Annotated in this window: 23 protein-coding genes; 9 read left to right on the top strand and 14 right to left on the bottom strand. The window is 75.8% G+C overall.

Features of this window, described 5'->3' with window-relative positions:
- Positions 1-2,496 (bottom strand): helicase-associated domain-containing protein (locus ACFV6I_RS07690; RefSeq protein ID WP_380423878.1); only part of this gene is annotated, 2,496 nt, incomplete at its 3' end.
- A gap of 343 nt (positions 2,497-2,839) precedes the next feature.
- On the opposite strand from ACFV6I_RS07690, the gene ACFV6I_RS07685 reads away from it, so the two are divergent.
- A complete protein-coding gene (locus ACFV6I_RS07685; RefSeq protein WP_380423877.1) occupies positions 2,840-3,673 on the top strand; it encodes a hypothetical protein in 834 nt (277 codons plus the stop codon).
- Here the strand turns inward: ACFV6I_RS07685 and ACFV6I_RS07680 are convergent.
- Positions 3,570-4,304, bottom strand: coding sequence for a TetR/AcrR family transcriptional regulator (locus ACFV6I_RS07680; protein WP_380341644.1), 735 nt, complete (start codon positions 4,302-4,304; stop codon positions 3,570-3,572). The genes ACFV6I_RS07685 and ACFV6I_RS07680 overlap by 104 nt on opposite strands.
- 102 nt (positions 4,305-4,406) lie before the next feature.
- On the opposite strand from ACFV6I_RS07680, the gene ACFV6I_RS07675 reads away from it, so the two are divergent.
- Positions 4,407-5,057: a hypothetical protein gene (locus tag ACFV6I_RS07675; protein ID WP_380423876.1), complete on the top strand. Its 651-nt coding sequence runs from the start codon at positions 4,407-4,409 to the stop codon at positions 5,055-5,057.
- Between the two features lie 153 nt (positions 5,058-5,210).
- Here the strand turns inward: ACFV6I_RS07675 and ACFV6I_RS07670 are convergent, their stop codons facing one another.
- Positions 5,211-5,573, bottom strand: coding sequence for a nuclear transport factor 2 family protein (locus ACFV6I_RS07670; protein WP_380341650.1), 363 nt, complete (start codon positions 5,571-5,573; stop codon positions 5,211-5,213).
- Between the two features lie 70 nt (positions 5,574-5,643).
- Here ACFV6I_RS07670 and ACFV6I_RS07665 point away from each other — a divergent pair, with 70 nt between their 5' ends.
- Positions 5,644-6,522 carry a LysR family transcriptional regulator gene (locus ACFV6I_RS07665; RefSeq protein ID WP_063348217.1) on the top strand — a complete coding sequence of 293 codons (879 nt, stop codon included), beginning with the start codon at positions 5,644-5,646 and terminating at the stop codon, positions 6,520-6,522.
- Between the two features lie 28 nt (positions 6,523-6,550).
- Here ACFV6I_RS07665 and ACFV6I_RS07660 read toward each other — a convergent pair whose 3' ends face one another.
- Complete coding sequence (locus ACFV6I_RS07660; RefSeq protein WP_380423875.1) at positions 6,551-7,165, bottom strand: TIGR03086 family metal-binding protein; 615 nt, start codon at positions 7,163-7,165, stop codon at positions 6,551-6,553.
- A 235-nt stretch (positions 7,166-7,400) separates the two neighbouring features.
- Between ACFV6I_RS07660 and ACFV6I_RS07655 the strand changes: the two genes are divergently transcribed.
- On the top strand, positions 7,401-8,810 hold the full coding sequence (locus ACFV6I_RS07655) for an MFS transporter (protein ID WP_380423874.1): 1,410 nt from the start codon (positions 7,401-7,403) through the stop codon (positions 8,808-8,810).
- Here the strand turns inward: ACFV6I_RS07655 and ACFV6I_RS07650 are convergent.
- The gene (locus ACFV6I_RS07650; protein WP_371517520.1) at positions 8,807-9,250 is read right to left on the bottom strand and encodes a MarR family winged helix-turn-helix transcriptional regulator; all 444 of its coding nucleotides are present in this window, start codon (positions 9,248-9,250) and stop codon (positions 8,807-8,809) included. The genes ACFV6I_RS07655 and ACFV6I_RS07650 overlap by 4 nt on opposite strands.
- Positions 9,251-9,351: 101 nt before the next feature.
- On the opposite strand from ACFV6I_RS07650, the gene ACFV6I_RS07645 reads away from it, so the two are divergent.
- Positions 9,352-10,185 (top strand): DUF6597 domain-containing transcriptional factor, encoded by an 834-nt coding sequence (locus ACFV6I_RS07645; protein WP_380341665.1) that lies wholly within the window; start codon positions 9,352-9,354, stop codon positions 10,183-10,185.
- Here the strand turns inward: ACFV6I_RS07645 and ACFV6I_RS07640 are convergent.
- The 4 genes from ACFV6I_RS07640 to ACFV6I_RS07625 all read right to left on the bottom strand — a co-directional run bounded on the left by ACFV6I_RS07640 (position 10,148) and on the right by ACFV6I_RS07625 (position 14,124).
- Positions 10,148-11,119, bottom strand: coding sequence for an ABC transporter substrate-binding protein (locus tag ACFV6I_RS07640; RefSeq protein WP_380341668.1), 972 nt, complete (start codon positions 11,117-11,119; stop codon positions 10,148-10,150). The two genes, ACFV6I_RS07645 and ACFV6I_RS07640, sit on opposite strands and share 38 nt — an antisense overlap.
- Positions 11,120-11,186: 67 nt before the next feature.
- On the bottom strand, positions 11,187-11,993 hold the full coding sequence (locus ACFV6I_RS07635; protein WP_063348212.1) for an ABC transporter ATP-binding protein: 807 nt from the start codon (positions 11,991-11,993) through the stop codon (positions 11,187-11,189).
- Positions 11,993-13,096, bottom strand: a complete 1,104-nt coding sequence (locus ACFV6I_RS07630; RefSeq protein ID WP_063348211.1) for an iron chelate uptake ABC transporter family permease subunit — start codon at positions 13,094-13,096, stop codon at positions 11,993-11,995. The genes ACFV6I_RS07635 and ACFV6I_RS07630 overlap by 1 nt, the downstream gene beginning before the upstream one ends.
- Complete coding sequence (locus ACFV6I_RS07625) at positions 13,093-14,124, bottom strand: FecCD family ABC transporter permease (protein ID WP_380341672.1); 1,032 nt, start codon at positions 14,122-14,124, stop codon at positions 13,093-13,095. Before ACFV6I_RS07625 ends, ACFV6I_RS07630 begins: the two co-directional genes overlap by 4 nt.
- Positions 14,125-14,224: 100 nt before the next feature.
- Between ACFV6I_RS07625 and ACFV6I_RS07620 the strand changes: the two genes are divergently transcribed.
- A complete protein-coding gene (locus tag ACFV6I_RS07620) occupies positions 14,225-14,851 on the top strand; it encodes an HAD family hydrolase (protein WP_363377331.1) in 627 nt (208 codons plus the stop codon).
- Positions 14,852-14,898: 47 nt separating this feature from the next.
- Here the strand turns inward: ACFV6I_RS07620 and ACFV6I_RS07615 are convergent, their stop codons facing one another.
- Positions 14,899-15,141: a hypothetical protein gene (locus tag ACFV6I_RS07615; protein ID WP_063348208.1), complete on the bottom strand. Its 243-nt coding sequence runs from the start codon at positions 15,139-15,141 to the stop codon at positions 14,899-14,901.
- A gap of 472 nt (positions 15,142-15,613) precedes the next feature.
- Here ACFV6I_RS07615 and ACFV6I_RS07610 point away from each other — a divergent pair, with 472 nt between their 5' ends.
- On the top strand, positions 15,614-15,997 hold the full coding sequence (locus tag ACFV6I_RS07610) for a cold-shock protein (protein WP_063348207.1): 384 nt from the start codon (positions 15,614-15,616) through the stop codon (positions 15,995-15,997).
- Positions 15,998-16,007: 10 nt separating this feature from the next.
- On the opposite strand, the gene ACFV6I_RS07605 is transcribed toward ACFV6I_RS07610, so the two are convergent.
- From ACFV6I_RS07605 to ACFV6I_RS07590, 4 genes are all read right to left on the bottom strand, one after another.
- A complete protein-coding gene (locus tag ACFV6I_RS07605) occupies positions 16,008-16,859 on the bottom strand; it encodes a 1,4-dihydroxy-6-naphthoate synthase (protein WP_380341677.1) in 852 nt (283 codons plus the stop codon).
- A complete protein-coding gene (locus ACFV6I_RS07600; protein ID WP_380341679.1) occupies positions 16,852-17,616 on the bottom strand; it encodes a futalosine hydrolase in 765 nt (254 codons plus the stop codon). The genes ACFV6I_RS07605 and ACFV6I_RS07600 overlap by 8 nt, the downstream gene beginning before the upstream one ends.
- A gap of 10 nt (positions 17,617-17,626) precedes the next feature.
- Positions 17,627-18,157: a hypothetical protein gene (locus ACFV6I_RS07595; protein ID WP_063348205.1), complete on the bottom strand. Its 531-nt coding sequence runs from the start codon at positions 18,155-18,157 to the stop codon at positions 17,627-17,629.
- A gap of 72 nt (positions 18,158-18,229) precedes the next feature.
- Positions 18,230-19,585, bottom strand: a complete 1,356-nt coding sequence (locus tag ACFV6I_RS07590; protein WP_380341709.1) for an MFS transporter — start codon at positions 19,583-19,585, stop codon at positions 18,230-18,232.
- 576 nt (positions 19,586-20,161) lie between these two features.
- Between ACFV6I_RS07590 and ACFV6I_RS07585 the strand changes: the two genes are divergently transcribed.
- Positions 20,162-21,043 carry a DUF3027 domain-containing protein gene (locus tag ACFV6I_RS07585; RefSeq protein WP_063348204.1) on the top strand — a complete coding sequence of 294 codons (882 nt, stop codon included), beginning with the start codon at positions 20,162-20,164 and terminating at the stop codon, positions 21,041-21,043.
- Between the two features lie 176 nt (positions 21,044-21,219).
- Positions 21,220-24,516 (top strand): sacsin N-terminal ATP-binding-like domain-containing protein, encoded by a 3,297-nt coding sequence (locus ACFV6I_RS07580; RefSeq protein ID WP_380341684.1) that lies wholly within the window; start codon positions 21,220-21,222, stop codon positions 24,514-24,516.
- The last annotated feature ends 2 nt before the right edge of the window (positions 24,517-24,518 follow it).

The following is a 24,518-nucleotide window of genomic DNA, read 5'->3' as shown; positions in this document are numbered from 1 at the left end:
CCCTCCCTCGTTCGTCGACCAACCCCGGAACGGAGAATCCGCCCCTGGGCCCCACCCCCCCCCCCCCGGGGGGCCTCCCCCCCCCCCCCCCCCCTTGACCGGGTCGATGATCCGCTGGCTGGCGATGCCCTCGGCGTTGAGGTAGCCGATCCACATCCGTTCGCCGAGCAGGACGGCGGTCTGCAGGGCCGCGAGGGTCTCGGCGGCGGCGGTGCGGGGCAGCTGGCGCGGGTCGGGGGTGGAGTCACGGCGGTTGACGGTGGCGGCGCGGTCGCCGGCCCGGATGGCCTTGATGGCGGCGGCGAGCAGGGTGTCGTCGGGGGTCGGCGGGCCGTCCGGGACGGGCGCGGGGGCGGTGCGGGGCGGGGTGCGGTGGCTGTCCTGGCGGGTGATCAGCACGTCGCCCTCGGCGGACTCGGCGGCCGGGGCGTAGCCCATCGTGCGCAGGGCGGCGAGCAGGACGTCCGGGGCGGCCTGGGCGGCGAGGACGGTGGGGGCGAGCAGCCGCAGCCGCAGGTCGGCGGAGCGGCGGTCGGCGAGGACCTCGTTCAGCAGGGACGGGTCGTCGCAGCGCAGGTAGGAGGAGGCGGCGCCGACCCGCAGGATGCCGTGCCGGCGGGCGACGTCGTCGATCAGGTAGCCGAGCGGCTGCGGGACGGGCGTCCGGGAGTGCTGCTCCAGGAAGGCCCGCAGGTCGGCGGCGGTGCGTCCGGCGTCGAGGGCGCGGCGCACGGACACCGGGGTGAAGCGGTAGACGGTGGCGCCGCCCTTGGACTCGATGTCGGCGCACAGCGCGAGGGCCTGGGCGAGCGGGGTGAGCAGCGGGCCGGGGGCGATCGCGGTGAGGTCCGGTTGCAGGATCACGTGGTCGAGCGGCTGCGGCAGCAGCGGGGCGAGCACCTCGGCCGGGTCGGATTCTGCGGTGAGCAGGGCGCGGGCGGGGGCGGCGAGGGCGCCGCGGCCGGTGACGCCGAGGAGTTCGGCCTCGGCGAGGGTCCAGGCGGTGAGGTCGTCGCGCAGCTCGTGGCCGTCCGGGCCGGTCGGGCCGCCGCGCAGCGGGCGCTGCCAGCGCAGGGTGGGCAGGAGCTCGGCGGCGGTGGCGGGGGTGCCGGGCGGGAGTTCGGCGAGCAGCGCGAGGGTGGCGCGGCGGACGGACGGGGCGAGGGTGCGGTCGAGCTCGGGCCCGAGGGCGGCGCGCGGCTTGCCCTTGCCGTCCGGGGTGCCGGTGAGGGCGGGGACGCGGGTGGCGGCGAGCCAGGCGGCGGCGAGGACGGACCAGCGTTCGGCGGTGTCCCGCTGGAGCCAGCCGTCGTAGGCCGGGGTCGGGGCCCAGCGTTCGTCGGCCTCGCCGTCGGGGGCCAGCAGCCCGGCGGCGTAGGCGAGTTCGAGCCAGAAGGCGGCCTGCTGCTCGGTGGTCTCCAGGGCCTGCGCGGTGCGCTTGAGGTCGCGGATGCCGAGGCCGCCGGCGCGCAGTGTGGGCGGTGGGGTGAGGCCCCAGGTGTCGAGGAGTTCCTCGACGGTCTTGACGGCGGTGTGGGCCTGGCCGGCCGCCGCGCCGTCCACAGCCTGCGGATCGCGCGGGGCGGCGGCCGGGGCGGGCTCGGGCTGGACCGGCTCGACGGCGCGGTGGGTGCGGCCGCCGCGCAGGTGCAGGGCCAGTTCGCGCGGCAGGACGACGCTGCCCGGCCCGCTGGGCAGCAGCAGCCCGCGGGCGAGCAGCCACTCGACGGGGCTCTGCGCGTCCTCGGCGGTGACCGGGCGGGTGGCGTCCGGGACGGTGCCGGTCGGCGGCCCCCAGACCAGCCGCTCCAGCAGCCGCAGCGCGGCCTCGGGGGCGGTGTCGAGCAGCGCCGCGCAGCGGGCGCGGTCGTTCAGCAGGGCGGCGAGCGCGTCGACGGCGGTGACCGGGTCCGGGGTGGCGGGTTGCCCGGCGGAGGCGAGCAGCTGCTGCAGCCGGGCAGGGGACATGCCGACGGTCGCGTCGGAGAGGGTCGGGCCGAGGCCGGTGCGGCCGGGGTTGGCGGCCGTCGGGGCGAGTGCCTCGCGGACGGCGAGGACCAGCCGCAGGCCGTTGTCCGGGCCCCAGAGCAGGGACCGGTCGCGCAGGGTGGCGATCGCCCGGGGGAGGGCGGCGGCGACGGCGGACCGGTCGGCGGGCGTCAGCGGGGTCGCGCCGGGGTGCGGCTTGACCTTGGCCGGGCCGGTCAGCAGGGTGCGGACGGTGGCCAGGCCGGTGCCGTCCGGGGCGGTGGCCAGGACCTCGGCGACCTGCAGGGTGAAGCGGTCCAGGCGCTCCAGGGCGCGCAGCGCCGAGGCGCGGGAGGAGAGCCGGGCGGACAGCTGGGTGAGGTCGCCGGGGACGGGGTTGAGCAGGTCGGGGCGGGAGCGGAGCAGGGCGGCGAGCGCGTCGTCGGGGCGGGCGCGCAACTCCTCGGCGAGGGTGCGGGGGCCGGCGGCGGACCTGCCCTGGCGTTGAGGGCCCTGCTGTGTGGTCATTCGACCTAGGTTAGTCGGGCGGGCGGACGGCGGGGTGTCCGTGCGGCGGCCCGTGGTGGACCGGTCCTCAGGACTCGCGCGGGCGGGGGCGGGGTGGGTAGCGTCACGGCCGAGGGTGGTTCGGTGGGCCGGGGTTCGGGCGCGAGGCGGGGTGTCGGTGATGACGGACGGCGAGTGGTGGCGCAGGAGCGGGCCGTGGAGCGGCCGTTCGGGGGGCGGGGCGGGGGCCTCCGGCGGGTCTGCCGGGGCCGGTGCTGCCGGCGACAAGGGCGGTTCGGGCGGTCCGGGTCCGTCGGGTGGGTCCGGGGCCTCCGGTCCGTCCGGCGCCTCCGACGGGGACAGCGTGTACGACACGGCGGCGCCGGGCGGCGGGACTCCGTCGGTGCCGCTGGATCCGCCCCGGACGCCGCGCGCCCCGGGGGCCGGGGCGCCGCCCGTACAGCTGGACAAGTCGCGTTTCGACGGGCCCGAGGACGATTCGGACTCCATCCCGCCGCCCCAGGTGTACAGCTCCGGTGCGAACGGCTGGGATCTGGTGTTGCTCAACTTCTCGGACTCGCCGCAGGCTCCGCCGAAGCCGATCCCTGAGCAGCGCGCCGGGGGCGGGGCGGGTGCGGCGGGCGCGCAGGCTGCCGATCCGGCGGGAGCTGCGGCGGGGGCGGCTGCGGCGGCTGCGGGGAAGGGTAAGAAGCAGCGCAAGGCCAAGGCGAGGGCGGCCGCCGCGGGGAAGGCGAAGGCGCAGCCGGCCGCCCCCGTCGGCCAGGCCGGTGCCGATGCGGGTGCGGGTGCGGGTGCGGGCGCGAGCGCGGGTGTCGGGGCCCGGCGGCCGTCCCTGCTGGTCCTGCTCTCCTGCGGGCTGCTGATCGGCGGCGCCGCCATGAGCTTCTTCCCGGCCATGCTGGTGGGCTGGGCCCTCGGCTACCTGTCCCGCCAACTCTCCGATCTGATGCGCAAGTTCGTCATCCTCGGGATCCCGCTGATCACGATGAGCGCGGCCACCCTGCACGCCATGCAGGCCAAGCCGGGCGCCCAGGGCGGCGCGGGCGTGCAGGCCGGTGCGCAGTTCAGCCAGATCAGCTGGTCGGCGGCCCCGGGCGTGCTGCGCCTGTCGGCGGTGCTGTCGGCGGTGGTGCTGCTGCTGTTGAGCCTGCGCCGTCGCCCGCCGCAGCAGGGCTGAGGCCCGGGACGAGGGCGGCGAAGCCGGTGCAGAGCAGCCGGATGCTCTGGGTGAACTTCTCGTCCTGGCTGATCCGGGGGATCAACTCGCCCATGATCAGCGGGAACTGCGCGCACAGGTCGGCGTAGAGCTCGGCGCTGACGGGTGGTGGGGCCGGTGGCTGGTTCTGTTCCTGGAGGACGAAGCCGGTGACGTGGCTGAGCAGGATGTCGGCGGCGATGCCGCAGTGGACGGTGGGCAGGCCGGCGTCGAGGAGGGTGCGCAGCAGGCGTTCCATCAGGGAGAGGCCGCCGGAGCTGAGGACGCCGGGGCTCTCGGCGAGGAGCAGTGCGCCGCCGGGGTGTTGCTGGATGCTGCGGCGCAGGGTGGTGGCCTGGGCCTCGACCCGGTCCCGCCAGGTGGCGTCGGGGCCGAGGGCGGCGAGGGCTCCGGTGCCGGTGTCGTAGGCCTGCCGGCAGACGCGGTCGGCCATCAGGGTGAGCAACTCGTCCTTGCCGCGCACGTGGTAGTAGAGGCTGCCGGCGTGGGCGTCGAGGCGGTCGGCGACCTGGCGCATGGACAGGTTGTGGTAGCCGACCTCCGCGAAGACGGCCATGCCCGCATCGACGATGCGCTCCTTGGTGAGCTTCATGGCTCCACCGTACAACGTTTTCAAACACCGTTCGAAAGCTGTGCTAGCTTTGCCCTGCCCGGTTTTCGAACGGTGTTGGAATGCAATGGGGGAGGGGCAGTCATGGGGGCGATCCTGTTCAACGTGACCACGGCCGCGCTGATGGTCATGATGGTCAACTGCGGGCTCGGCGTGGTCGGCCGGGACACGCTGCGGGGGCGGCCGATCCCGTGGGCGGCAGTCGCCCTGACCACGCTCGCCGTCGGCGGCGTGCTGCTCCAGCTGCTCTGGTCCGGCGCCATGGACGCGCTCGACGCCGACCCCGCCAAGTCCGGCTGGTGGCGCGAGTTCACCTCGGTCTTCCTGCAGAACGGCGGCCTCGGCGGCGGCCTGTGGAACCTCGCCACCCTCGCCGCCGTCGCCGCGCTCGCCCAGTGGTACTGGGGCGGCCCGCTCACCCTCGCCTTCTTCCTCGCGGGCATCCTGCTGCCCGGCCGGATCGACGACCTGCTCGGCTTCGGCGACGGCCCCAGCACCGACCCCCGCAACTTCGCCGGCAGCTCCGGCGCCACCTACTTCCTCGGCGCCACCCTGGCCCTCGCCTTCCTCACCCGCACCCGCCTGCCCAAGGAGCGCGCCCTGGCCGTCGGCGTCCCGGTGCTGGGCCTCGCCATGTGGCTCGCCCAGGACAACGGGCACGGCCTGGTGGCGGTCTACGGCTTCGCCCTCGGCGCGGCGGCCTGGGCGGTTCGCGGCCGGCTGGCGCGACGGTAGCCGGGGCCGCCGCGATCCGACCCGCCGGGCTGGGCGATCCGGCCCGGCGGATCGGACCGCTTGGCCCCGCTTGGCCCGGCGGCGGATCGCTCAGCCCCTCAGTCCCTCAGTCCCTCAGTCCCTCAGCCCGGTGGCGCGGTGCGCCCCAGCCGCTCAGCGGGCGAAGCCCGCCAGCAGCTCCCGCGGGTCGAAGGTCACCCGGATCCGGGTGATCCGCCCGTTCTCCACGTGGCTCCAGTTCGCCGTCGGCGCCGGCGGTGCGACGCTCGTGTGCAGGTCGAACCAGGTGATCACGTCGTCCCCCTCGACCACTCGGGCGTGCACCTCGATCTTCTCCAGGACCTGCCCGAGCCCCTTCAGCCCGGCCAGGGCGTTCTCCACCCCCGACACCGTGGCCAGCGGCCCCACGAAGTCGACGTCCTCCGCCAGCAGCCCCCGCAGCGTCTCGAAGTCGCCCGCCTGCCAGGCCGCGAAGTAGGTCTCGGAAATCTCACGCGCAGTCTTCGTCGTCGTCATGCCTCCATCCTCCCGAGCACTCCGCCATCCGTCCAACAGATGGATCAGATCCCGGCTATCATCATTGGTTATGGAGATGCACCAGCTGCGCTACTTCGCGGCCGTCGTCGACGAGGGCTCCTTCACCGCCGCCGCGACCCGCCTGCACGTCAGCCAGTCCGGCATCAGCACCCAGGTCGGCAAGCTGGAACGCGAGTTGGGCCAGCTGCTCCTCGACCGTTCCGGCCGCCGGGTCCGCCTCACCCCCGCCGGCGAGGCCGTCCTGCCGCTGGCCAAGGACGCCCTCGCCACGCTCGAAGCCATTCAGCACACCGCCGCCGAGTTCGCCGACGCCGTCCGCGGCCGCGTCCGGCTCGGGATGATCATGGGGTGCGCGATCCCGCCGTTCCTCGACGTCGTCGCCGACCTCGGCCGCACCCACCCCGGCATCGAACTGAGCCTGCACGAGGGCCACTCCGAGCTGCTCCAGGCGCAGGTCCTCTCCGGCGCCCTCGACCTGGCGCTGATCGGTTTCGCCAAGGAGGCCGACCCCGGCCTGGACGTCACCGTCGTCGTCGACGAGCCGATCGCCGCCATCGTCCCCGCCGGCCACCGCCTGGACCGCCCCTCCCTCCGGCTCGCCGACCTCGCGTCCGAGAAGATCCTCTGCCTCTCCCCGGGCACCGGCATCCGCGCCGCCTACGAGCACTCCTGCCTGCAACTCGGCCTCGAACCGCGGGTGGACATCGACGCCAGCTCCCCGGCCACGCTGTTCCGGCTCGCCCAGCGCGGGGCCGGCGTCGCCGTCCTCAGCCCCTCCTCCGCCGCCGGCGAGGGCCTCCGGACCGTCCCCGTCGCCGATGCGCCGGTCCGGGCCCGCCTCGGCCTGGTCGCCCGCCCTGGCCAGCACTCGCCGGCCGTGCGCCTGCTGCACGCCCGGCTCCGCGCGTCCCTGCGGGCGACGGGCTGAGGGTCTGACCAGCTGAGCGCTCAGCCGCTCAGGCGTTCCAGCGCGGATCGCGCCCGGAGGCGGCCAGCGCGCGGTCCAGCGCCGGGGCGCCGTCCGGCACCGCCACCGGGGCGGCGAACCCGCCGTACTGGCGGTACAGCTCGGCGTTCTCCCCGACGACCTCCAGCACCAGCTGCGCGAGCTCCTCGTCGATCCCGATCCGACCGCCGGTCGCCCGGGCGACGTCCCAGCCGTGCAGGACGAGCTCCGCGATCAGCATCCGGGCGACGCCCTCCGCCGGTGCCGGGGAGCCGCCGAGGTCGACGTCCCCCGCCCAGGGGGCCGGGTCGGCCCAGGCCGCGACGGCGCGGTCCAGCTGAGCCGCGTAGGCGGCGGGCCAGCCGGGGTCGGCGGTGAAGTCGTGGTCGACCAGCGCCTTGGGCAGTTCGGTGCGGCGGGCCCGGTGCTCCAGGCCGTGCGAGGTGTAGAGCACCCAGTGGTTGACGAGCGCGCGGGTGTCGAAGTCCGCGCAGGGCGTCGGGCCGTCCAGCGGGTGGCCCGCCGGGACGCCGTCGGCGACGCGTGCGGCGGCCGCGGCGGCGCGGGCCAGCAGGGGGTGCAGGGGGTGCGGCGGGTGGGTGTCCGGGGTGGGGTGATCGTTCATGCCCCGATCCTGCGCCGGTCGGGGCTGCCGGGTCTTGAAGAAACGCGACGGTCGGCGCTCTGACCAGGAGCGTCGGGCCGGGGCTCGCGGCGGCCCGCCCCGACTGCGGCGAACGGTTCAAAATAGGCAGGCAGACTGCTAATGTTAAGCAGGCAGCCTGCCTATCTCCGCCGGGATCTCCCCAGCAGGCCCCGCCCCGTCGCAGAGGTCCCGGAGGAAGCGGAAGGAACCCGGCATGCCTCTCCCCGGCGACACCCGCACCCCGCGGCAGACGACCCCGGCGCCCGCCGGAAACCCCTTCGGCCCGCGCTTCGTGGCCCCGCTGTACCTGGGGGCCTCGCTCAACCCGGTCAACAGCTCGATCATCGCGACCGCGCTGGTAGCCATCGCGGCCGCCCTGCACCTCCCCGTCGGGGACACCGCGGTCCTGATCTCCTGCCTGTACCTCACCAGCGCGCTGGCCCAGCCCGCCGCCGGGCGGCTCGCCGAGGAGTTCGGGCCCCGGCGGATCTTCATCGCCGGGATCGTGCTCGTCTTCGCGGCCGGAATCGTCGGCACGCTGGCCCACTCGATGGCCGCCCTGATCACGGCCCGGGTGCTGATCGGCGCGGGCACCTCGGCCGGCTACCCGGCCGCGATGCTGCTGATCCGCCGCCGCGCCGAACAGGCCGGTTACCAGGCCCCGCCGCGCGGGGTGCTCGGCGGTCTGGCGATCACCGGCGCCGCCACCGTCGCCGTAGGCCCCGCCCTCGGTGGGCTGCTGGTGGGCTGGTTCGGCTGGCAGACCGCCTTCTGGATCAACATTCCGGTCGCCGCCGTCGCCCTGGTCCTGGCGGTGGTCGGGATCGCGCCGGACCCCGACCCGGTGCGCCCCGGTTCACCCCGCGCCCTCGCCTCCCGCCTCGACCTGCCCGGCATGCTGGGCTTCGGCGGCTCGCTGACCGCCCTGATGGTCTTCCTCTCCGCCCTGCCGCGCCCGGACTGGCCCGCGCTCGCCGCCGCCCTCGTCCTCGCCGCCGTGCTGGTCGGCTGGGAACTGCGCGCCGCCCACCCGTTCCTCGACGTCCGGCTGCTCGCCTCCAACGGGGCCCTGACCCGCGCCTACGTGCGCAACGGCCTGACGCTGATGGGGACGTACGTGATCCTCTACGGGCTCACCCAGTGGCTGGAGGCGGCCCGCGGGCTGTCCGCCTACCAGGCCGGCCTGGCGCTGATGCCGATGGGCGTCCTGAGCGCCGTGGCCGCCCGGGTGGTGGCACGACGGACGGGCGTGCGGCTGCCGTTGATCGTCTGCTCGGTGCTGCTGCTGTTCGGCGCCGTGGCCGTGCTGTTCGTGGGCGGCGGCACCCCGATGGCGGCGGTCGTCGCCGTCAGCGCGGTGTTCGGACTGACCTCCGGCGCCGGGACGGTCGCCAACCAGACCGTCCTCTACCAGGAGGCCCCCGCCGCCACGGTCGGCACCGCCTCCGGGCTGCTGCGCACCTTCGGCTACCTCGGCTCCATCGCCTCGGCGGCGATCACCGGCACCGCCTTCCACGACCGGGTGGACGACGGCGGCCTGCACTCCATCGCCTGGGTGCTGGTCGCGATCTCCGCACTCCTCCTCGCCCTGACCGTCTGCGACCGCCGACTCGCCGAGTCCTAGCTGTCCGCCAGGCGGTTCATGATCTCGGCGGCCCGGTCGAGCGTCTTGCGCTCGCCGGCCCGGAGGGTGGAGCCGATCACCTCGGCCAGCCACGCCTCCCGCGCCGCCGGGATCCGCTCGCACAGGTCGGCTCCGGCCGGGGTCGCGCTGAAGAGGGACTTGCGCCCGTCGTTCGGGTCCTTGGCGGCGCTGACCAGGCCGCCGGCCCGCAGCGCGGCCACGGTCTCCGCCATGGACTGGCGGCGCACGTGCTCGGCCTGGGCGAGTTCGGTCACGGTCGCCGGGCCCTGCTGCACGACGCGGTGCAGGGTGGTCAGGTGCGACCAGTTCCACGGCAGGTCGTCGATCGGGGCCTCGGTGCGCAGCCGTGCCCGCAGCCGCGTCATCGCGCGCATCAGCTCGACGGCGGTGTCCTCGGGCGGGGCCGGTTCGCTACTCACCGCGCCAGCTTATGGCAGGGTGCAGCCACCCCGACCGGCGCCGGAACCCGGGCGTCGCGGGCCCGGAGAGTCCATACCGGACAAGGCCTAGCCTGGTGGGTATGGACTCTCCCGACCTCGGACGCGGCGTGCTCCACCCCGCCCGTGCGGCGGAGGCGATCAGGGTGGAGCGGCGCGCGCCCGCCCCCGCCGTGGCGCGCTTCGTCGAGTTCTACTGGCTGGTCCGCTGGGACCGGCGCGGCCGGCCCCCGTACGAGCAGAAGGTGCTCGCCCACCCGAACGTGCACCTGGTCTTCGAGGCCCCGAGGGCCCGCGTCTACGGGGTCGACCGGTCGCTCTTCGTCCGCCGCCTGGAGGGCGCCGGGCACGTGCTGGGAGTGAAGTTCCGGCCGGGCGCGTTCCGTTCGTTCGCCGGGCACCCGGTGGCCGGGCTCGCGGACCGGTCGGTGCCCGCGGCCGCCTACTTCGGCCCCGAGGCGGACCGGCTCAACGAGGACGTGCTCGGTGAACGGCTGCGGGACCAGGCCGCCCTCGCGGACGCCTTCCTGCTGCCCCGGCTGCCCGCGCCCGACCCGGTCGCGCAGGAGGTCGCCGCCATGGTGGAGCGGATCACCGGCACACCCGACCTGTGCCGGGTCGACGACCTGGCGCGGGAGCTGGGCCTCACCGTCCGCCGGCTCCAGCGGCTGTTCGCCGAGTACGTCGGCGCCTCCCCGAAGTGGGTGCTGCGCCGCGCCCGCCTCCACGAGGCCGCCGAACGCGCCGACGCGGGCGGCGCGTTGGACCTGGCGGCGCTCGCGGCCGAACTCGGGTACGCGGATCAGGCCCATCTCACCCGCGACTTCACGGCCGCCGTCGGCACCTCCCCGGCCCGCTACGCCGACGCCGCGCGGCGGGTCACGCCTCCAGGAAGCGCTGCAGCTCGGCCAGCATGAAGTTGGCGCCGGTGTACCCGATCCCCTGGAACCACAGCTGGTCGTCCACCGGGAACGCCCGGTGCGCCTTGACCGCCCCCAGCGCCTGCCAGCCCGGGCTCTCCAGCGCGGCGTCGGTGCCGGCCAGGGCCGGGTCGCCGGAGGTGGCGTACAGCAGCAGGTCGCCGTCCGCCTTCGCGATCTGGTCCAGCGGGATCTCGACGTCGGACTGGTCGACGTTCTGTGCGTCCGGCCGCCCCACCTGGGCGTCCGACAGCACGATCCCGGGGAAGCTCTGCTTCCCGAACAGCCGGATCCCGCCGCCCTCCACGAACCGCACCAGGCTCACCTTCCGGCCGGACGCCTTCGCCGCCGACAGGGCCTGCACCACCTGGTTGGCGTGCCGCTGGTACGAGGAGACGAAGGCCGCCGCCGCGGCCTCCCGGCTCAGCGCCTGGGCGTGCACCTGGAAGTCGGCCTTCCACGGCGCGCCGGTGGTCTGGGTGAGTACGGTCGGCGCGATCTCCCGCAGTTGGTCGTAGCGGTCGCCGTCGCGCGCCTGGTTGGAGAGGATCAGGTCCGGCCGCAGGGCCCGGATCGCGACCAGGTCCGGGGCGCCGGCCAGGCCGACCCGGTGGATCCCGGCGACCCGGGAGGCCGGCCAGTAGCTCGGGAACCGGATGTCGGCGGCCGGCAGCGCGGCGCCGACCGGGGTGATGCCGAGGGTCAGCGCCGAGTCCAGCACGTCCGTGTCGAGGACGACCACTCGCAGCGGCTCGCCCGGCACCAGCACCGGCCCGGTGGCCGTGTCCACCGTGACCGGCGGTACCGGGGTGGGCGAGGCGGCCGCGCCCAGGCCGTCGGCGGTCGGCGGCGCCGGCCGCCGGGTGGTGCAGGCCGCGAGCGCGGCCCCGCCGAGACCGGCGAGGAACGAACGGCGGGCGATCCGGTGCATCGGCGGTCCTCAGGCGGTGAGGCTTCGGGGGCGCGCCGATTATGTCCGGTTTGGTGTGGAATTTCCGTCAGGCGTCCACGGCCGCCGCCCACGGGGCCCCCGGAACGACCAACGGCGTGCCCGTCACCGGGTCCGGCACCACCACCGACTCCAGCCCGAACACCTCCCGCACCAGCTCCGCCGTCACCACCTCGGTCGGCGCGCCCTGCGCCACCACCCGGCCGTCCCGCATCGCCACCAGGTGGTCCGCGTACCGGGCCGCCTGGTTGAGGTCGTGCAGCACCGCCACCACCGTGCGGCCGCGCTCGACGTTCAGCCGGCGGACCAGGTCCAGCACCTCCACCTGGTGCGCGATGTCCAGGTAGGTGGTCGGCTCGTCCAGCAGCAGGATGTCCGTGCCCTGCGCCAGCGCCATCGCGATCCACGCCCGCTGCCGCTGGCCGCCGGACAGCTCGTCCATGCTGCGCTCGGCCAGCTCCGCCGTGGACGTCCGCTCCAGCGCCTCCGTCACCGCCGCCTCGTCCTCCGGCGACCACTGCTGCCACCAGCTCTGGTGCGGTTGGCGGCCCCGCGAGACCAGGTCCGCCACCGAGATGCCCTCCGGCGCCGTCGGCGACTGCGGCAGCAGCCCCAGCCGCTGGGCGATCCGCTTCGTCGGGATCCGCGCCAGCTCCTCGCCGTCCAGCAGCACCGCGCCCCGGACCGGCTTCAGCAGGCGCCCCAGGGCCCGCAGCAGCGTCGACTTGCCGCAGGCGTTCGGGCCGACGATCACCGTCACCCGCCCGTCCGGGATGCCGACGTCCAGGCCCTCGACGACCGTGCGCGCCTCGTAGGCCAGGGTGAGGCCCCGGGCCTCCAGTCGGTGAGCGGACATCAGGAACCTCCACGACGGATGGGGGTACCCCCGAACGGAGTTCGGGGGAGGATCAGCAGCCACATCAAGTACGGCGCGCCGACCATGCCGGTCACCACGCCCACCGGCAGTTCGGTCGGCGCCATCAGCCGCCGGGCGATCAGATCGGCCAGCACGACCACCAGCGCGCCCGTCAGCGCCGAGCAGAACAGCGGGACCTGCGCGGACCGGACCAGCCGCAGCGCGATCTGCGGCGCCATCAGCGCCACGAAGTCCACCGGCCCGGCGGCGCCCGCCGCGCACGAGGCCAGCACGATGCCCAGCAGCGCCATGCCGAGGCGGATCCGGTCCAGCCGCAGGCCCAGACCGACGGCCGTCGCGTCGTCGAAGGAGATCGAGCGCTGCGCCCGCGCCGCCCACAGGACGACGGGCACGGCGGCGAGCAGCACCCAGGCCAGCCAGCCGGCCTGGTCGTAGCCGGCGCCGTTCAGGCTGCCCGTCATCCAGACCTTCGCGGCCTGCGCCTGGAAGCCGTCGCCCTTGGTCAGGAACACGGAGGTCAGCGAGGACAGGGCCACGCTGATCCCGATCCCGATCAGCACGAAGCGCTGCGCGTGCAGGCCGCGCCGCCATGCCAGCGCGTACACCAGCAGCCCGGCCACCAGCCCGCCCGCGACCGCCGCGTACGGGGCCTGACCGGTCGAGCCGACCACGCCGTACGCCATCAGCCCGACGACGGTGGCGGTCGCGCCCCAGGTCACGCCCACCACGTCGGGGCTGGCCAGCGGATTGCGGGCGACGGTCTGGATCAGTGCCCCGGCCAGCCCCAGCGCCGTGCCGACCAGCAGGCCCACGACCACCCGGGGCAGCCGGAACTCGCCGACCACCAGCTCGTGCGGGCTCGGCTGCCCGAGCACCACCTTCACCACCTCGACCGGCGACACGGCCGACTCGCCCAGGCAGAGCGAGGCGACGACCGTCCCGGCCAGCGCGACCAGCAGGCCCAGCGCCACCACCGCCGACCGGCGGTGCAGCAGCACGGACGCCCGCCCGGCCCGCAGCACGGCGTACCCGCGCGGGGAGACGGCGCCGCGCCCGACGGTTCGCCCGCCCTGCGCGCTCATGACGCGACCACCTTCCGGCGGCGCACCAGCGCGACCAGGACCGGGACGCCGACGAGCGCCGTCATCACGCCCGCCGGGACCTCCGACGGCGGGAAGAGGACCCGCCCCAGGGTGTCGGCGAGCAGCAGCAGGGTGGGGCCGAGGACGGCGGAGAAGGCGAGCACCCAGCGGTGGTCCGCGCCGGCGACGGCCCGCGCCGCGTGCGGGACGGCGAGGCCGATGAAGGCGATCGGCCCGGCGGCCGCGACGGCCGAGCCGGTCAGCACCGTCGCGCCGAGCGCGCCGATCGCCCGGACCAGGCCGGTCTTGGCGCCGAGGCCCTTGGCGGTGTCCTCGCCGAGCGCGAGCGCGTCCAGGCCGCGGGCCACCGCGACCACCAGCACCGTGCCGACGGCGAGGAACGGCAGCAGCTGCCAGGCCACGTCCGAGGTCCGCCCGGAGAGCGAGCCGACGTGCCAGAAGCGGAACTGGTCCATGGTGGCCGCGTCGGTCGTCAGCACCATGGTGTTGAGCGAGGCGATGAACGCGGACATCGCCGAGCCGGCCAGCGCCAGCTTGATCGGCGTGGCCCCGCCCCGGCCGCGCCCGGCCAGGCCGTACACGAGCACGGTGGCGATCACGGCGCCCGCGAAGCCGAACCAGACGTAGCCGGTGAGGGTGGAGACGCCGAAGCCGGAGATGGCGAGGACCACGCCGGCCGCCGCGCCCTGGGAGACGCCGAGGATGCCGGGGTCGGCGATCGGGTTGCGGGTGAGGCCCTGCATGACGGCCCCGGCGAGGCCGAGCGCCGCGCCGACGGCCAGCCCGACGACGGTGCGCGGCACCCGCAGCTCGCGGACGACGACGGCGTTGGCCGTGTCGCCGCCGTGCAGCAGGGCGTCGAGGGTGTCGCCGAAGGGGATGGTGCGGCTGCCGACCGCCAGGCTCAGCAGCACCGCGGCGGCCAGGACGGCCAGCGCGGCGGCGAGCCACAGTATTCGGCGGCGCGCTGTCCGTCGCGCGCCGGGTGGCGCGGTGGTGTCGGTCATGGGCCCTCTCCGCAGACAACTCAGGTAAACCTAAGTTCCCGTCGGAAGCCGGGGCAAATTGCCCCGGCTCCCCGCACCGCCCGTTGGATAGCCTGGCGGCATGCCCGAGACCCGCACCGCCCCGCTCACCGTCGGCTTCGACCTCGACATGACGCTGCTGGACACCCGGCCGGGGATCCACGCCACTTACCTGGCGCTCGCGGCCGAGACCGGCGCCCGCATCGACGCCGACCTGGTGGTCACCCGGCTCGGCCCGCCGCTGCTGGACGAGATCCGCAACTGGTTCCCGGAGGACGAGGTGGAGCGCGCCGCCACCCGCTACCGCGAGCTCTACCGCGACCTCGCCTTCGCCCCGACCGTCGCCCTCCCCGGCGCGCACGCCGCCGTCGAGGCGGTCCGCGACCACGGCGGCCGGGTCGCGGTGATCACCGGCAAGTACGAGCCGAACGCCCGCCTGCACCTGGAGCACGCCGGGCTGCACGCGGACGCGCTGGTCGGCGACCTCTGGGCGGAGACCAAGGGCGAGGCGCTGCGCGAGTACGGCGCGAGCGTCTACGTCGGCGACCACCTCGGCGACATCCGGGGCGCCCGGCACGCGGACGCCGTCGCGGTGTGCGTGGCCACCGGCCCGTACAGCGCGGACGAACTGCGCGCGGCCGGGGCGGACGTGGTGCTGGCGGACCTCACCGGGTTCCCGGCCTGGCTCGACGCCCACCTGGCCGGCTGAGCCGCGGCCCCGGGGCATGCCCTGGGGCCGGGTCCCGGGGTCGCGTTCTAGGACGCGGCCGCGGACTCCACCCGGCGGCGCTGGGCCCGCGCGTTGAGGAACAGCCCGGTCAGCGCGGCCAGGAAGCCCGCCGGCATCAGCATGCTCAGCCAGTACGCGGCCGTCGGCAGCGGCGTCAGGTGCAGGAACAGCGGGACGAAGGTGACCAGGGTGGCGAGCGCGCCCAGACCGAAGACGATCGTCCCGGCCTTGACGTACACGTCGCCGGGGTCGGCGCTCTGGCTGCTCACGTCTGCTCGCTCCTCGGGGCTGGTCGGGCGGTCGGTCCAGTCTGGCAGAGCGGCCGCCGGGCCCCGCCACCGGAGCGGTCCGGTCACGTTGCGCAGTTTCTCGGAAGCTGAACGTTTTGATCCCTGCTGGGCGGGGGTATGCAGGGGGTGCCGAGGGGTGCGACACGTGCGCCCCGTTTCCTCAGACCCGGGGGTGTGAGCCGATGGACCGTGCTGAGCCGCGCCCCGGCTGTGCCAGTACCGGGTCGCCCGTGATCGCGAGAACGCCGCGCCCGTACCGCCCCCAACGGGCCTTGGAACGCGGATCTTTCGCGGAACGCGGATGAGGCAGTGACGGACCGTTAGTCTGCTCCTGACAGCGTGCTGACCATGAGCGCCCGCGGGCGCCGAGCCGAGGTCGGCTGCCTTCCCCACCACCCAGTGATCCCCGGCCAGGGCCGGGATCCCTCACACCCATTCGAGGACTGTCGAGATGCCCACCGGCCAGGTCAAGTGGTTCAACGAGACGAAGGGCTTCGGCTTCCTGTCACGCGACGACGGCGGCGACGTCTTCGTCCACACCAAGGCGCTGCCCGCCGGTGTCACCGTGCTGAAGCCGGGCCAGCGGGTCGAGTTCGGCGTGGTCGCCGGCCACCGCGGCGACCAGGCGATGGCCGTGCAACTGCTGGACGCACTGCCGTCGGTGGCCGCCGCCCAGCGCAAGAGCGCCGACGACATGGCGCCGATCGTCCAGGACCTGATCACCACGCTGGACGCGGTGCTGCCGGGCCTCCAGCACGGCCGCTACCCGGCCAAGGCGACCGGCCAGAAGCTGGCCGGCCTGCTGCGCGCGGTGGCCGACCAGTTCGACGTCTGACCGAGGGGGATCAGAACGCCAGCGCACCCGGGTCGAGCGGGGGCACCAGCCCCTCCGCGGCGGCCCGGGTGAGCAGCGCGCGGACGGCCGCGTAGCCCTCCTCGCCGAGGTCCGCGGTGAACTCGTTCACGTACAGGGCGATGTGCTGGTCGGCGACGGCCGGGTCCATCTCCTGGGCGTGCGCCAGCACGTACTCCCGGCTGGCGCTCGGGTCCGCCCAGGCCTGCCGGACGGAGGCGCGGACGGTGTCGGTGAGCGCGCGCAGCCGTTCGGTGCCGAGCGAGCGCCGGGCGACGATCGCGCCGAGCGGGATCGGCAGGCCGGTCTCCTGCTCCCAGGCCTCGCCCATGTCGGCCAGGCTGTGCAGGCCGTACTGCCGGTACGTGAACCGGGCCTCGTGGATCACCAGGCCGGCGTCCACCCGGCCGTCCCGGACGGCGGGCATGATCTCGTGGAACGGCAGGACGACGATCTCGCCGAAGCCGCCCGGCACCGCCTTCGCGGCCCAGAGCCGGAACAGCAGGTAGGCGGTGGAGCGCTCGGACGGCACCGCCACCGTCTTCCCGGTGAGGTCCGCGGGGGCGTCCGTGCCCGGCCGGGTGAGCACCAGCGGGCCGCAGCCGCGCCCGAGCGCGCCGCCGCAGGGCAGCAGGGTGTACTCGTCCAGGACCCAGGGCAGCGCGCCGTAGCTGATCTTCAGGACGTCCAGTTCGCCGCGCTCGGCCAGGCCGTTGGTGACGTCGATGTCCGCGAAGGTCACCTCGGGGGCGTCCGCCCCGGGCACCAGGCCGTGCGCCCAGGCGTGGAAGACGAAGGTGTCGTTCGGGCAGGGCGAGTACGCGATGCTCAGCCGTTCAGCCACGGCCGGCCTCCTCGATCAGTTCGTGGACGGGCAGTGCGGCGAAGGCCCGCTCCAGGGCGGCCAGCGCCTCGCCGATCCGCCAGGCGGCCCGGTCGCGCGGGCCGACCGGGTTGGAGACGGTCCGCAGTTCGAGCACCGGCACGCCGTACCGGGCGGCGGCCTCGGCCACGCCGAAGCCCTCCATCGCCTCGGCCAGGGCGCCCGGGTGGCGGGCGGCCAGTGCGGCGGCCCGCTCGGCGCTGCCGGTGACGGTGGAGACGGTCAGCACCGGGCCGGTGGCGGCGCCCAGGGCCCGGGCGGCCAGCGCGACGGCGGCCGGGGGAGGGGTGTGCCGGACGGTGCCGAAGCCCAGTTCGGTGACGTCGGCGAAGCCCTCGGGGGTCTCGGCGCCGAGGTCGGCGGTGACGATCGCGTCGGCCAGCACGGTGGTGCCGACCGGGGCGTGCGGGGCGAACCCGCCGGCGATCCCGGCCGAGACGACCAGGCCGTAGCGGCCCCCCGAGGCCGGCTGCGCGCCCAGCGCGGCGGAGGCGGCGGCCGCGGCGGCGGCCGGGCCGACCCCGCCCGCCAGGACGTCCACCGGGGCGCCCGCGGCCCGGTGCAGCGCACCGCCGGGCAGCGGCAGCACGGTGGCCGGGCCGGGCAGGCCGCGCAGGACGGCCTCGGCCTCGGCGGGCACCGCGACGACGACGAGCAGCCGGGCCCGGTCGGGGCCCGGCTGCTCGCTGCGCTCGTCCGCGACGGCGTGTGCGGTCATCGCGGGAGCGTCAGCTGTCCTGGGTGTTCAGCTGGAAGTACCAGACGGCGACCGGGTTGTCCGAGTTCTTGTCGCCCTCGACCACGGTGACCAGGGTCTTGCCGGAGGCGTTCAGCACCTGGCTCGCCGGCTGGGAGCCGGAGAAGGTCGGGCCCTTGGCGTAGGAGAACAGGCTGAAGCGCCCGCCCTGGCCCTGCGAGCCGCCGTTGGTGAAGGCCCACCAGCCCTTGTCGGCCACGTTCGGGGAGACGCCGACGCCGACCCGGTCGCTCACCACGACGTCGGAGGTCGGGAGGGTGCCCTCCGCGAGGGCCTGGGTGGCCTTCTGCTGGCACTCCTGCTGCAGGTCCTCCGTGATCGGGCTGCCGCCGTTGAAGCACAGCGGGTCCGCGACGATCGAGGAGTTGCCGACCGTCAGGGTCGCGCGGTGGGAGCTGTGCTCGGTCTGGCCGCTCGCGATGGCGACGGACGTGCCGACCGTGGCAGCACCGACCACGACGACGGCGCCGAGGGCGGCGATGGCACGGGTATTGAGGCTCATGCGTCAGAATCTACCGGGCTTCGCCGATCACGCTACGCGGGGGTCGGCCACCGCGTGTTGCCCATGGCCGGTTCAGGCCACCCTGGGCGCCGCCGGGCGCCGCCGCAGGCCCACCCGGAACAGCGTGTGGACCGTCCACAGCAGCATCAGGCCCACCACTCCGGCGGCCACCGACAGACCCAGCACGCCGTTCAGCGGCAGCAGGATGCCGACCGCGCCGCCGGCCACCCAGGACAGCTGGAGCAGCGTCTCCGACCGCGCGAACGCCGAGGTCCGCACCGCCTCCGGGACGTCCCGCTGGATCAGCGCGTCCAGCGACAGCTTGCCCAGCGAGGCCGCCACCCCGGCCACGCCGGCGACCAGGACCACCGTCACCACGCCGTACCAGAGTGCGGCCGCCGCCGTCGCGCCGGTCGCCAGCAGCAGCATCGCGGTGACCGTCGCCTCCGGGCCCCGGGTGCGCAGCCAGGAGCCCAGCACCGAACCCAGCGCGTTGCCCGTCCCCGCCGCCAGCGCCACCAGGCCCAGCGCCAGCGTCGGCCGCAGGCCCCCGATCGGCTCTTCGCGCAGCAGGAACGCCAGGAACATCACCAGGAAGCCGACCAGCCAGCGCAGCGCCGACATCGCCCGCAGCGCCAGGATCACCGACGGGCCGACGGTGCGCAGCGAGGCCTTCGGGGCGCGGGCGTCCTCCGGCGCCCGCTCGCCGTGCATCTCGGCGTGCACCTCGGCGTGCAGGACGGCGCGCTGCTCGCCCTTGGCGGAGTCCACCGCGTGCGGCAGGTGGAAGGCCATCAGGGTGCCGATCACGAAGACCAGGAACGCGCCGCGCAGCGGCCAGCCCGGCCCGATCAGGTGCAGCAGACCGCCCACCCCGGCCGCCACCCCGGTGGCCAGCAGCCCGGCCAGGGTGACCCGGGAGTTCGCCTTCACCAGCGACAGCCGGCTCGGCAGCAGCCGCGGCACCACCACGCTGCGCACCACCCCGTACGCCTTGGACGCCACCAGCACGCCCAGCGCCTCCGGGTACAGCGCCAGACCGCCGCCGGTGATCACCCCGGCCATCGTCCAGGCCAGCACCGCCCGGGCCAGCATCGACATCGCCATCGCCGCCCGGCGGCCGTGCGGCAGCCGGTCCAGCAGCGGGCCGATCACCGGGGCCAGCAGGGCGAACGGGGCCATCGTGATCAGCAGGTACAGCGACACCCGGCCGCGGGCCTCGCCGGTGGGCACGGAGAAGAAGATGGTCGAGGCCAGCGCGACGGTGATCAGCATGTCGCCGAAGGAGTTCAGCGCGTGCAGTTCGATCAGCTTCGCCAGGCCGGATTCGCCCGCGCCCTCCGCGGAGGTGGCCTTGCGGATCCGGCGGCCGGTGCCGTGCACCACCCGGCCGGTGCGGGCGCCGGCGGCGGAGGCGGTCCGGACCAGGAGGTTGCGGCTCGGCTCGGGGTCCTCTTCGCCAGGGTCCCCGTCCAGGGCGGCGAGCTGCCGGGCGTGGACGGCCGGGTCGGCGCCGGCCACGGTGGCGGTCGCGGCGCCGGTCTTGACGAGGCTCACGGGGGCGGTGGGCGACTCGAAATCGCCCCCCGGCTGCGGTTCGCCCGCAGCGGGGGCCGGAGACTGCTGTCGCGGCACGGCGTCCGCCTGGTCGGGGCTGCCGGCCTGCGAGGCGTGCAGTGCGTGCTGCGACGGGTCCTCGTCCGCCACATGCCCATCCTGCCCCAGAATCGCCGCAGTGACGCGGGAATCCACCCCCCTCGGCGCGGCCCCGGAACGGCCGCCACCGCCCCGGACTGTGCTGGGGCGCCGACCGGCGGGTAGCCTGCCCAGGGGCCGCGTGCCGAGCGCCGGGGCGCCGGCAGGCCCGGACGAGCGGCGCGGCCGGTATCCGCGGCGGCCTCTGGTCGCGCAGAATGGACAAGGGACTATCGAGCCGCGACGGAACAGGCAACACGCCGTGGGCGACAGAAGAACTGGGAGAGAATCGACGCCGTGAGTGCTGCGATGCGAAGCCGTACCCCCGATCGGCTCTGTGCCGAGGCCGTCGAACTCGCCCGGAAGGCGGCCGAGGAGGCCGTCGGCCCGGAGACCGTCGGACCACATCTCGGCGCCCAGGCGGACGCCGACCGCGTCGTCACCCACACCTTCGAGTGCCTGGACGCCGCCTACCGTGGCTGGCACTGGGCGGTCACCGTCGCCCGTGCCCCGCGCGCGAAGAACGTCACCCTCGACGAGGTCGTCCTGCTGCCCGGCGCCGACGCCGTCCTCGCCCCCCAGTGGGTGCCGTGGAGCGAGCGGCTGCGCCCCGGTGACATGGGCCCGGGCGACCTGCTGCCCACCGACGCCGACGACGCGCGCCTGGAACCCGGCTGGAGCGGCGAGGACGAGCCGGCCCCGAACTCCGCGGTCGCCCTCGCGGCGGAGGAGGACGTGGTCGTCACCGACCCGGGCATCCAGCCCGCCCCGGCCCGGGCCCGGATCAACGCCGTCGCCGAGGAGCTCGGCATGGGCCGCAGCCGGGTGCTCTCCCGGCTCGGCCTGCACCTGGCCGCCGACCGCTGGGAGAAGGCGCACGGCTCGCAGACGCCGATGGCGCAGGCCGCGCCCGCCGCGTGCGGCAGCTGCGGCTTCCTGATCCCGATCGGCGGCTCGCTCGGACAGGCCTTCGGCGTGTGCGGCAACGAGTTCGGGCCGGCGGACGGGCAGATCGTCTCCTTCGCGTACGGCTGCGGCGGGCACTCCGAGGCGGCCGTCATCCCGGCCCCGCCGGCGCCGTCCGAGCTGATCCTGGACGAGCTGGTGGTCGAGCCGATGCAGCTGCACCCGGACCGCACCTCCGGCTCGGTCGAGCCGGACGCCCCGGCGGAGGAGCTCGGGCACTCCTGACCGGACCTGTTCTCGCTTGCGGCCCGCTCCACCGAACCGGTGGGGCGGGCCGTGGCGTTCGTGCGGGTGGGGGCCCTGCGGGCGCCCGGCGGCGGGGGCGCGGTCCGGAGCAGCGGCCGGGGCGGGGGAGAATGCCCCCCGTACGAAGTACAGGGCGGCGGAAGGCGGCAGGTCCAGTGGAACCTCGGATCATCGGCAGCAGCACGGACGAGCACCTCGCGGACCCCTTCGGGAGCGCCGCGCTGCGCCGGCGGGTGCTGGACGCCTGGGCCGCCTCGCCGGCCCGGTTCCGGGAGGACGCCAACGCCGAGGAGGAACTCGCGCTCGGCGGCTACCGCGACCGCCTGGTCGTCGAGTTGGCGCAGAACGCGGCCGACGCCGCGGTCCGGGCCGGGCACGGTCCCGGCCGGCTGCGGCTCACCCTCGCCGACGGCGTGCTCGCCGCCGCCAACACCGGGGCCCCGCTGGACGCGGCCGCCGTCGAGTCGCTGTCCACCCTGCGCGCCTCCTCCAAGCGCGGTGAGACGCCCGCCGTCGGCCGGTTCGGCGTCGGCTTCGCCGCCGTGCTCGCCGTCACCGACGAGCCCGCCGTGCTCGGCGCCGCCGGCGGGGTGCGCTGGTCGCTCGGCGAGGCCCGCTCGCTGGCCCAGGCGCAGCCCGCGCTGGCCGAGGAACTGCGCCGCCGGGACGGCCACGTGCCGCTGCTGCGGCTGCCGTTCGCCGCGGAGGGCCCGGCCCCCGAGGGCTACGACACGGTGGTCGTGCTGCCGCTGCGGGACGCCGCCGCCGAGGACCTGACCCGCCGTCTGCTCGCCGGCATCGACGACGCGCTGCTGCTCACCCTGCCCGGCCTCGCCGAGGTCGTGGTGGAGACCCCGGAGGGCACCCGGACGCTCACCCGCGCCGCCGCCGAGCCCCGCCCGGACGGCGTCACCGAGGTCACCGTCACCGACGACGCGGACGGCCGGCCGCGGCGGACCCGCTGGCAGACCGCCGGCGCCACCGGCACCCTGGCCGCCGAACTGCTCGCCGACCGCCCCACCGAGGAGCGCGCCCGCCCGTACTGGACGGTCACCTGGGCCGTCCCGGTCGCCGCCGACGGCACCCCGCAGGCGCCCGGCATCGCGCCGGTGCTGCACGCGCCCACCCCCAGCGACGAGCCGATCGGCCTGCCCGCGCTGCTCATCGCCTCCTACCCGCTGGACTCCACCCGCCGGCACGTCGCCCCCGGCGCGCTCGCCGACTTCCTCACCGAGCGCGCCGCCGACAGCTACGCCGACCTGCTGCGCGCCCGCGGCGCCGACCTCGGCTCGCTCGGCCTCGTCCCCGGGCCGCTCGGCCAGGGCGCGCTCGACAACGCGCTCCGCGCGGCCGTCCTCTCCCGGCTGCCCGGCACGCCGTTCCTGCCGCACCCGGCGCCGGTCGAGGCGGGCACGCCCGCGCTGCGCCCCCGGGACGCCACCCTGCTGGAGGGAGCGGACGGCTCGGTGGTCGAGGCGCTGGCGCCGATCTTCCCCGGGCTGCTGCCGGCCGGGCTGGAGCGCCGTACCGAGCTGCGGGTGCTGAACGTGCGCCGGGTGCCGCTGGCCGACGTGGTCGACCAGCTCGGCGGCCTGGACCGCGAGCCCGCCTGGTGGCGCAACCTGTACGCGGCGCTCGGTGCCGCAGACCCGGAGGCGCTCGGCGCGCTGCCCGTCCCGCTCGCCGACGGCCGGACCATCACCGGGCCCCGGCGCGTCCTGCTGCCCTCCGAGGACGCCGACTGGGCGGCCTTCCCCGGCTACCCCGAGTCGCTGGCCGACGCGCTCGCCGCCCTCGACCTGCGGCTCGCCCACCCCGAGGCGGCCCACCCGCTGCTCGCCAAGCTCGGCGCCAGCACCGCCACCCCGGCCGGGGTGCTCGACACCCCCGAGGTGCGGGCCGCCGTCGCCCGCTCCTACCAGGTGGCCGAGGACGACGTCGAGGCCGCGCTCGAACTGGCGGACGCCGTCCTGGCGCTGGTCAAGGTCGCCGGCCCGGCCGCCGGCGAGCACCGCTGGCTGGCCCGGCTGGCCCTGCTCGACGACGAGGGCGAGCCCGCCCGCGCCGGTGAACTCGTCCTGCCCGGCAGCCCGTTCGCGGCTCTCGCCCGCGAGGAGGACGCCGGCTGGGTGGACGACGAACTGCTGGAGCGCTGGGGCCCGGAGGTGCTCACCGCCGTCGGCGTGCTCGCCGACTTCGTCCTCGTCCGCGCCGAGGACGTGGTGCTCGACCCGGACGACCTGGAGCGGCTCGACCCCACCGCGCCCGCCGACCGCGCGGCCGGCGGCCACCCCACCGGGCTGCTCGACGAGGCGCCCGACGGCCTCGCCGACTGGGCCGAGGACGCCCTCGAAGCCCTACAGGCCGACGACGTCGCGGGCGTCCCGCCGGTGGCCGCCGAACTGCTGGCCGTCCGCGACCTCGACCTGGTCGACGACGACGCCTGGCCGGAGGCGCTCGCCGCGCTCTCCCGCCCGCCGTACCGGGACGCCGTCGTCAACCCCGTCCGCACCCTGCTGCCGGACGGCTCCTACACCGACCTGCCGCCGTACACCGCCTGGTGGCTGCGCGACCACCCGGTGCTGGACGGCCGCGAGCCCGCCGGACTGCGCGCCGCCGGTGCCGACCCGCTGCTGCGCGGCCTCTACGACGAGGCCCGGACGACCCTGGACGAGCAGTTCCTGCACGCGCTCGGGGTGCGCACCACGCTGGCCGCGCTGCTCGCCGAACCGCACGGCCCGGACGAGGTGCTGGACCGGCTCACCGATCCGGCCTCCGACCTCGGCCACCGCCAACTGCACGGCCTGCACAGCGCGTTGGCCCGGGTCGAGATCGAGCGGATCGAACCGGTCGACGTGGTGCGGGCGCTGCCGCCGCTCGACCCGGACACCGGCCGCCGGCCGGCCCACACGGTGGTCGTCGACTCCTCCAGGGCGGTCGTCGCCGACGCGCCCGACCTCGTCCAGCTCCTGCACCCGTACCCGCTGGTGCCGGTCGCCCCGGCGCTCGCCGCCGACCTCGCCGAGCGGCTGCACGTCTCGCTCGCCAGCGAGGTGGCGGGCGGGCGGGTGCTCTCCGAGGGGGTGCTGCACCGGGTCCCCGCCGTGGTGCGGGAGCTGCTGCCCGGCTGCCCGGTCGCCTACGAGGAGCACGAGGAGCTGCTGGTGGTCGGCCCGGACGGCGACGACGCCGCCGTGGACTGGCGTTGGGACGTCGAGGCGGACGCCCCGGAGGCGCCCTACGACCCGGACGCGGCCGAGGCCGCCGACGAGGACGACGAGTTCGAGCTCCCGCCGGTGCCCGGGTTGCTGCACGCGGCCACCCCGGAGGGCCTGGCGGCCGGGCTCGCCTGGTCGGTCGGGCAGTGGCACCGGCGGTTCGAGGTGCTGGCCGTGCTCACCGATCCGGACCGGGCGTACGAACTGTCCGCGGCGCGGGACTTCGAGGGCTGAGC

It is taken from the genome of Kitasatospora sp. NPDC059803, assembly GCF_042732255.1.
In the GTDB taxonomy this organism is placed as follows: domain Bacteria; phylum Actinomycetota; class Actinomycetes; order Streptomycetales; family Streptomycetaceae; genus Kitasatospora.
The sequence above is the reverse complement of the archived record's forward strand: the minus strand, read 5'-3'. Positions and strand labels throughout refer to the sequence as shown.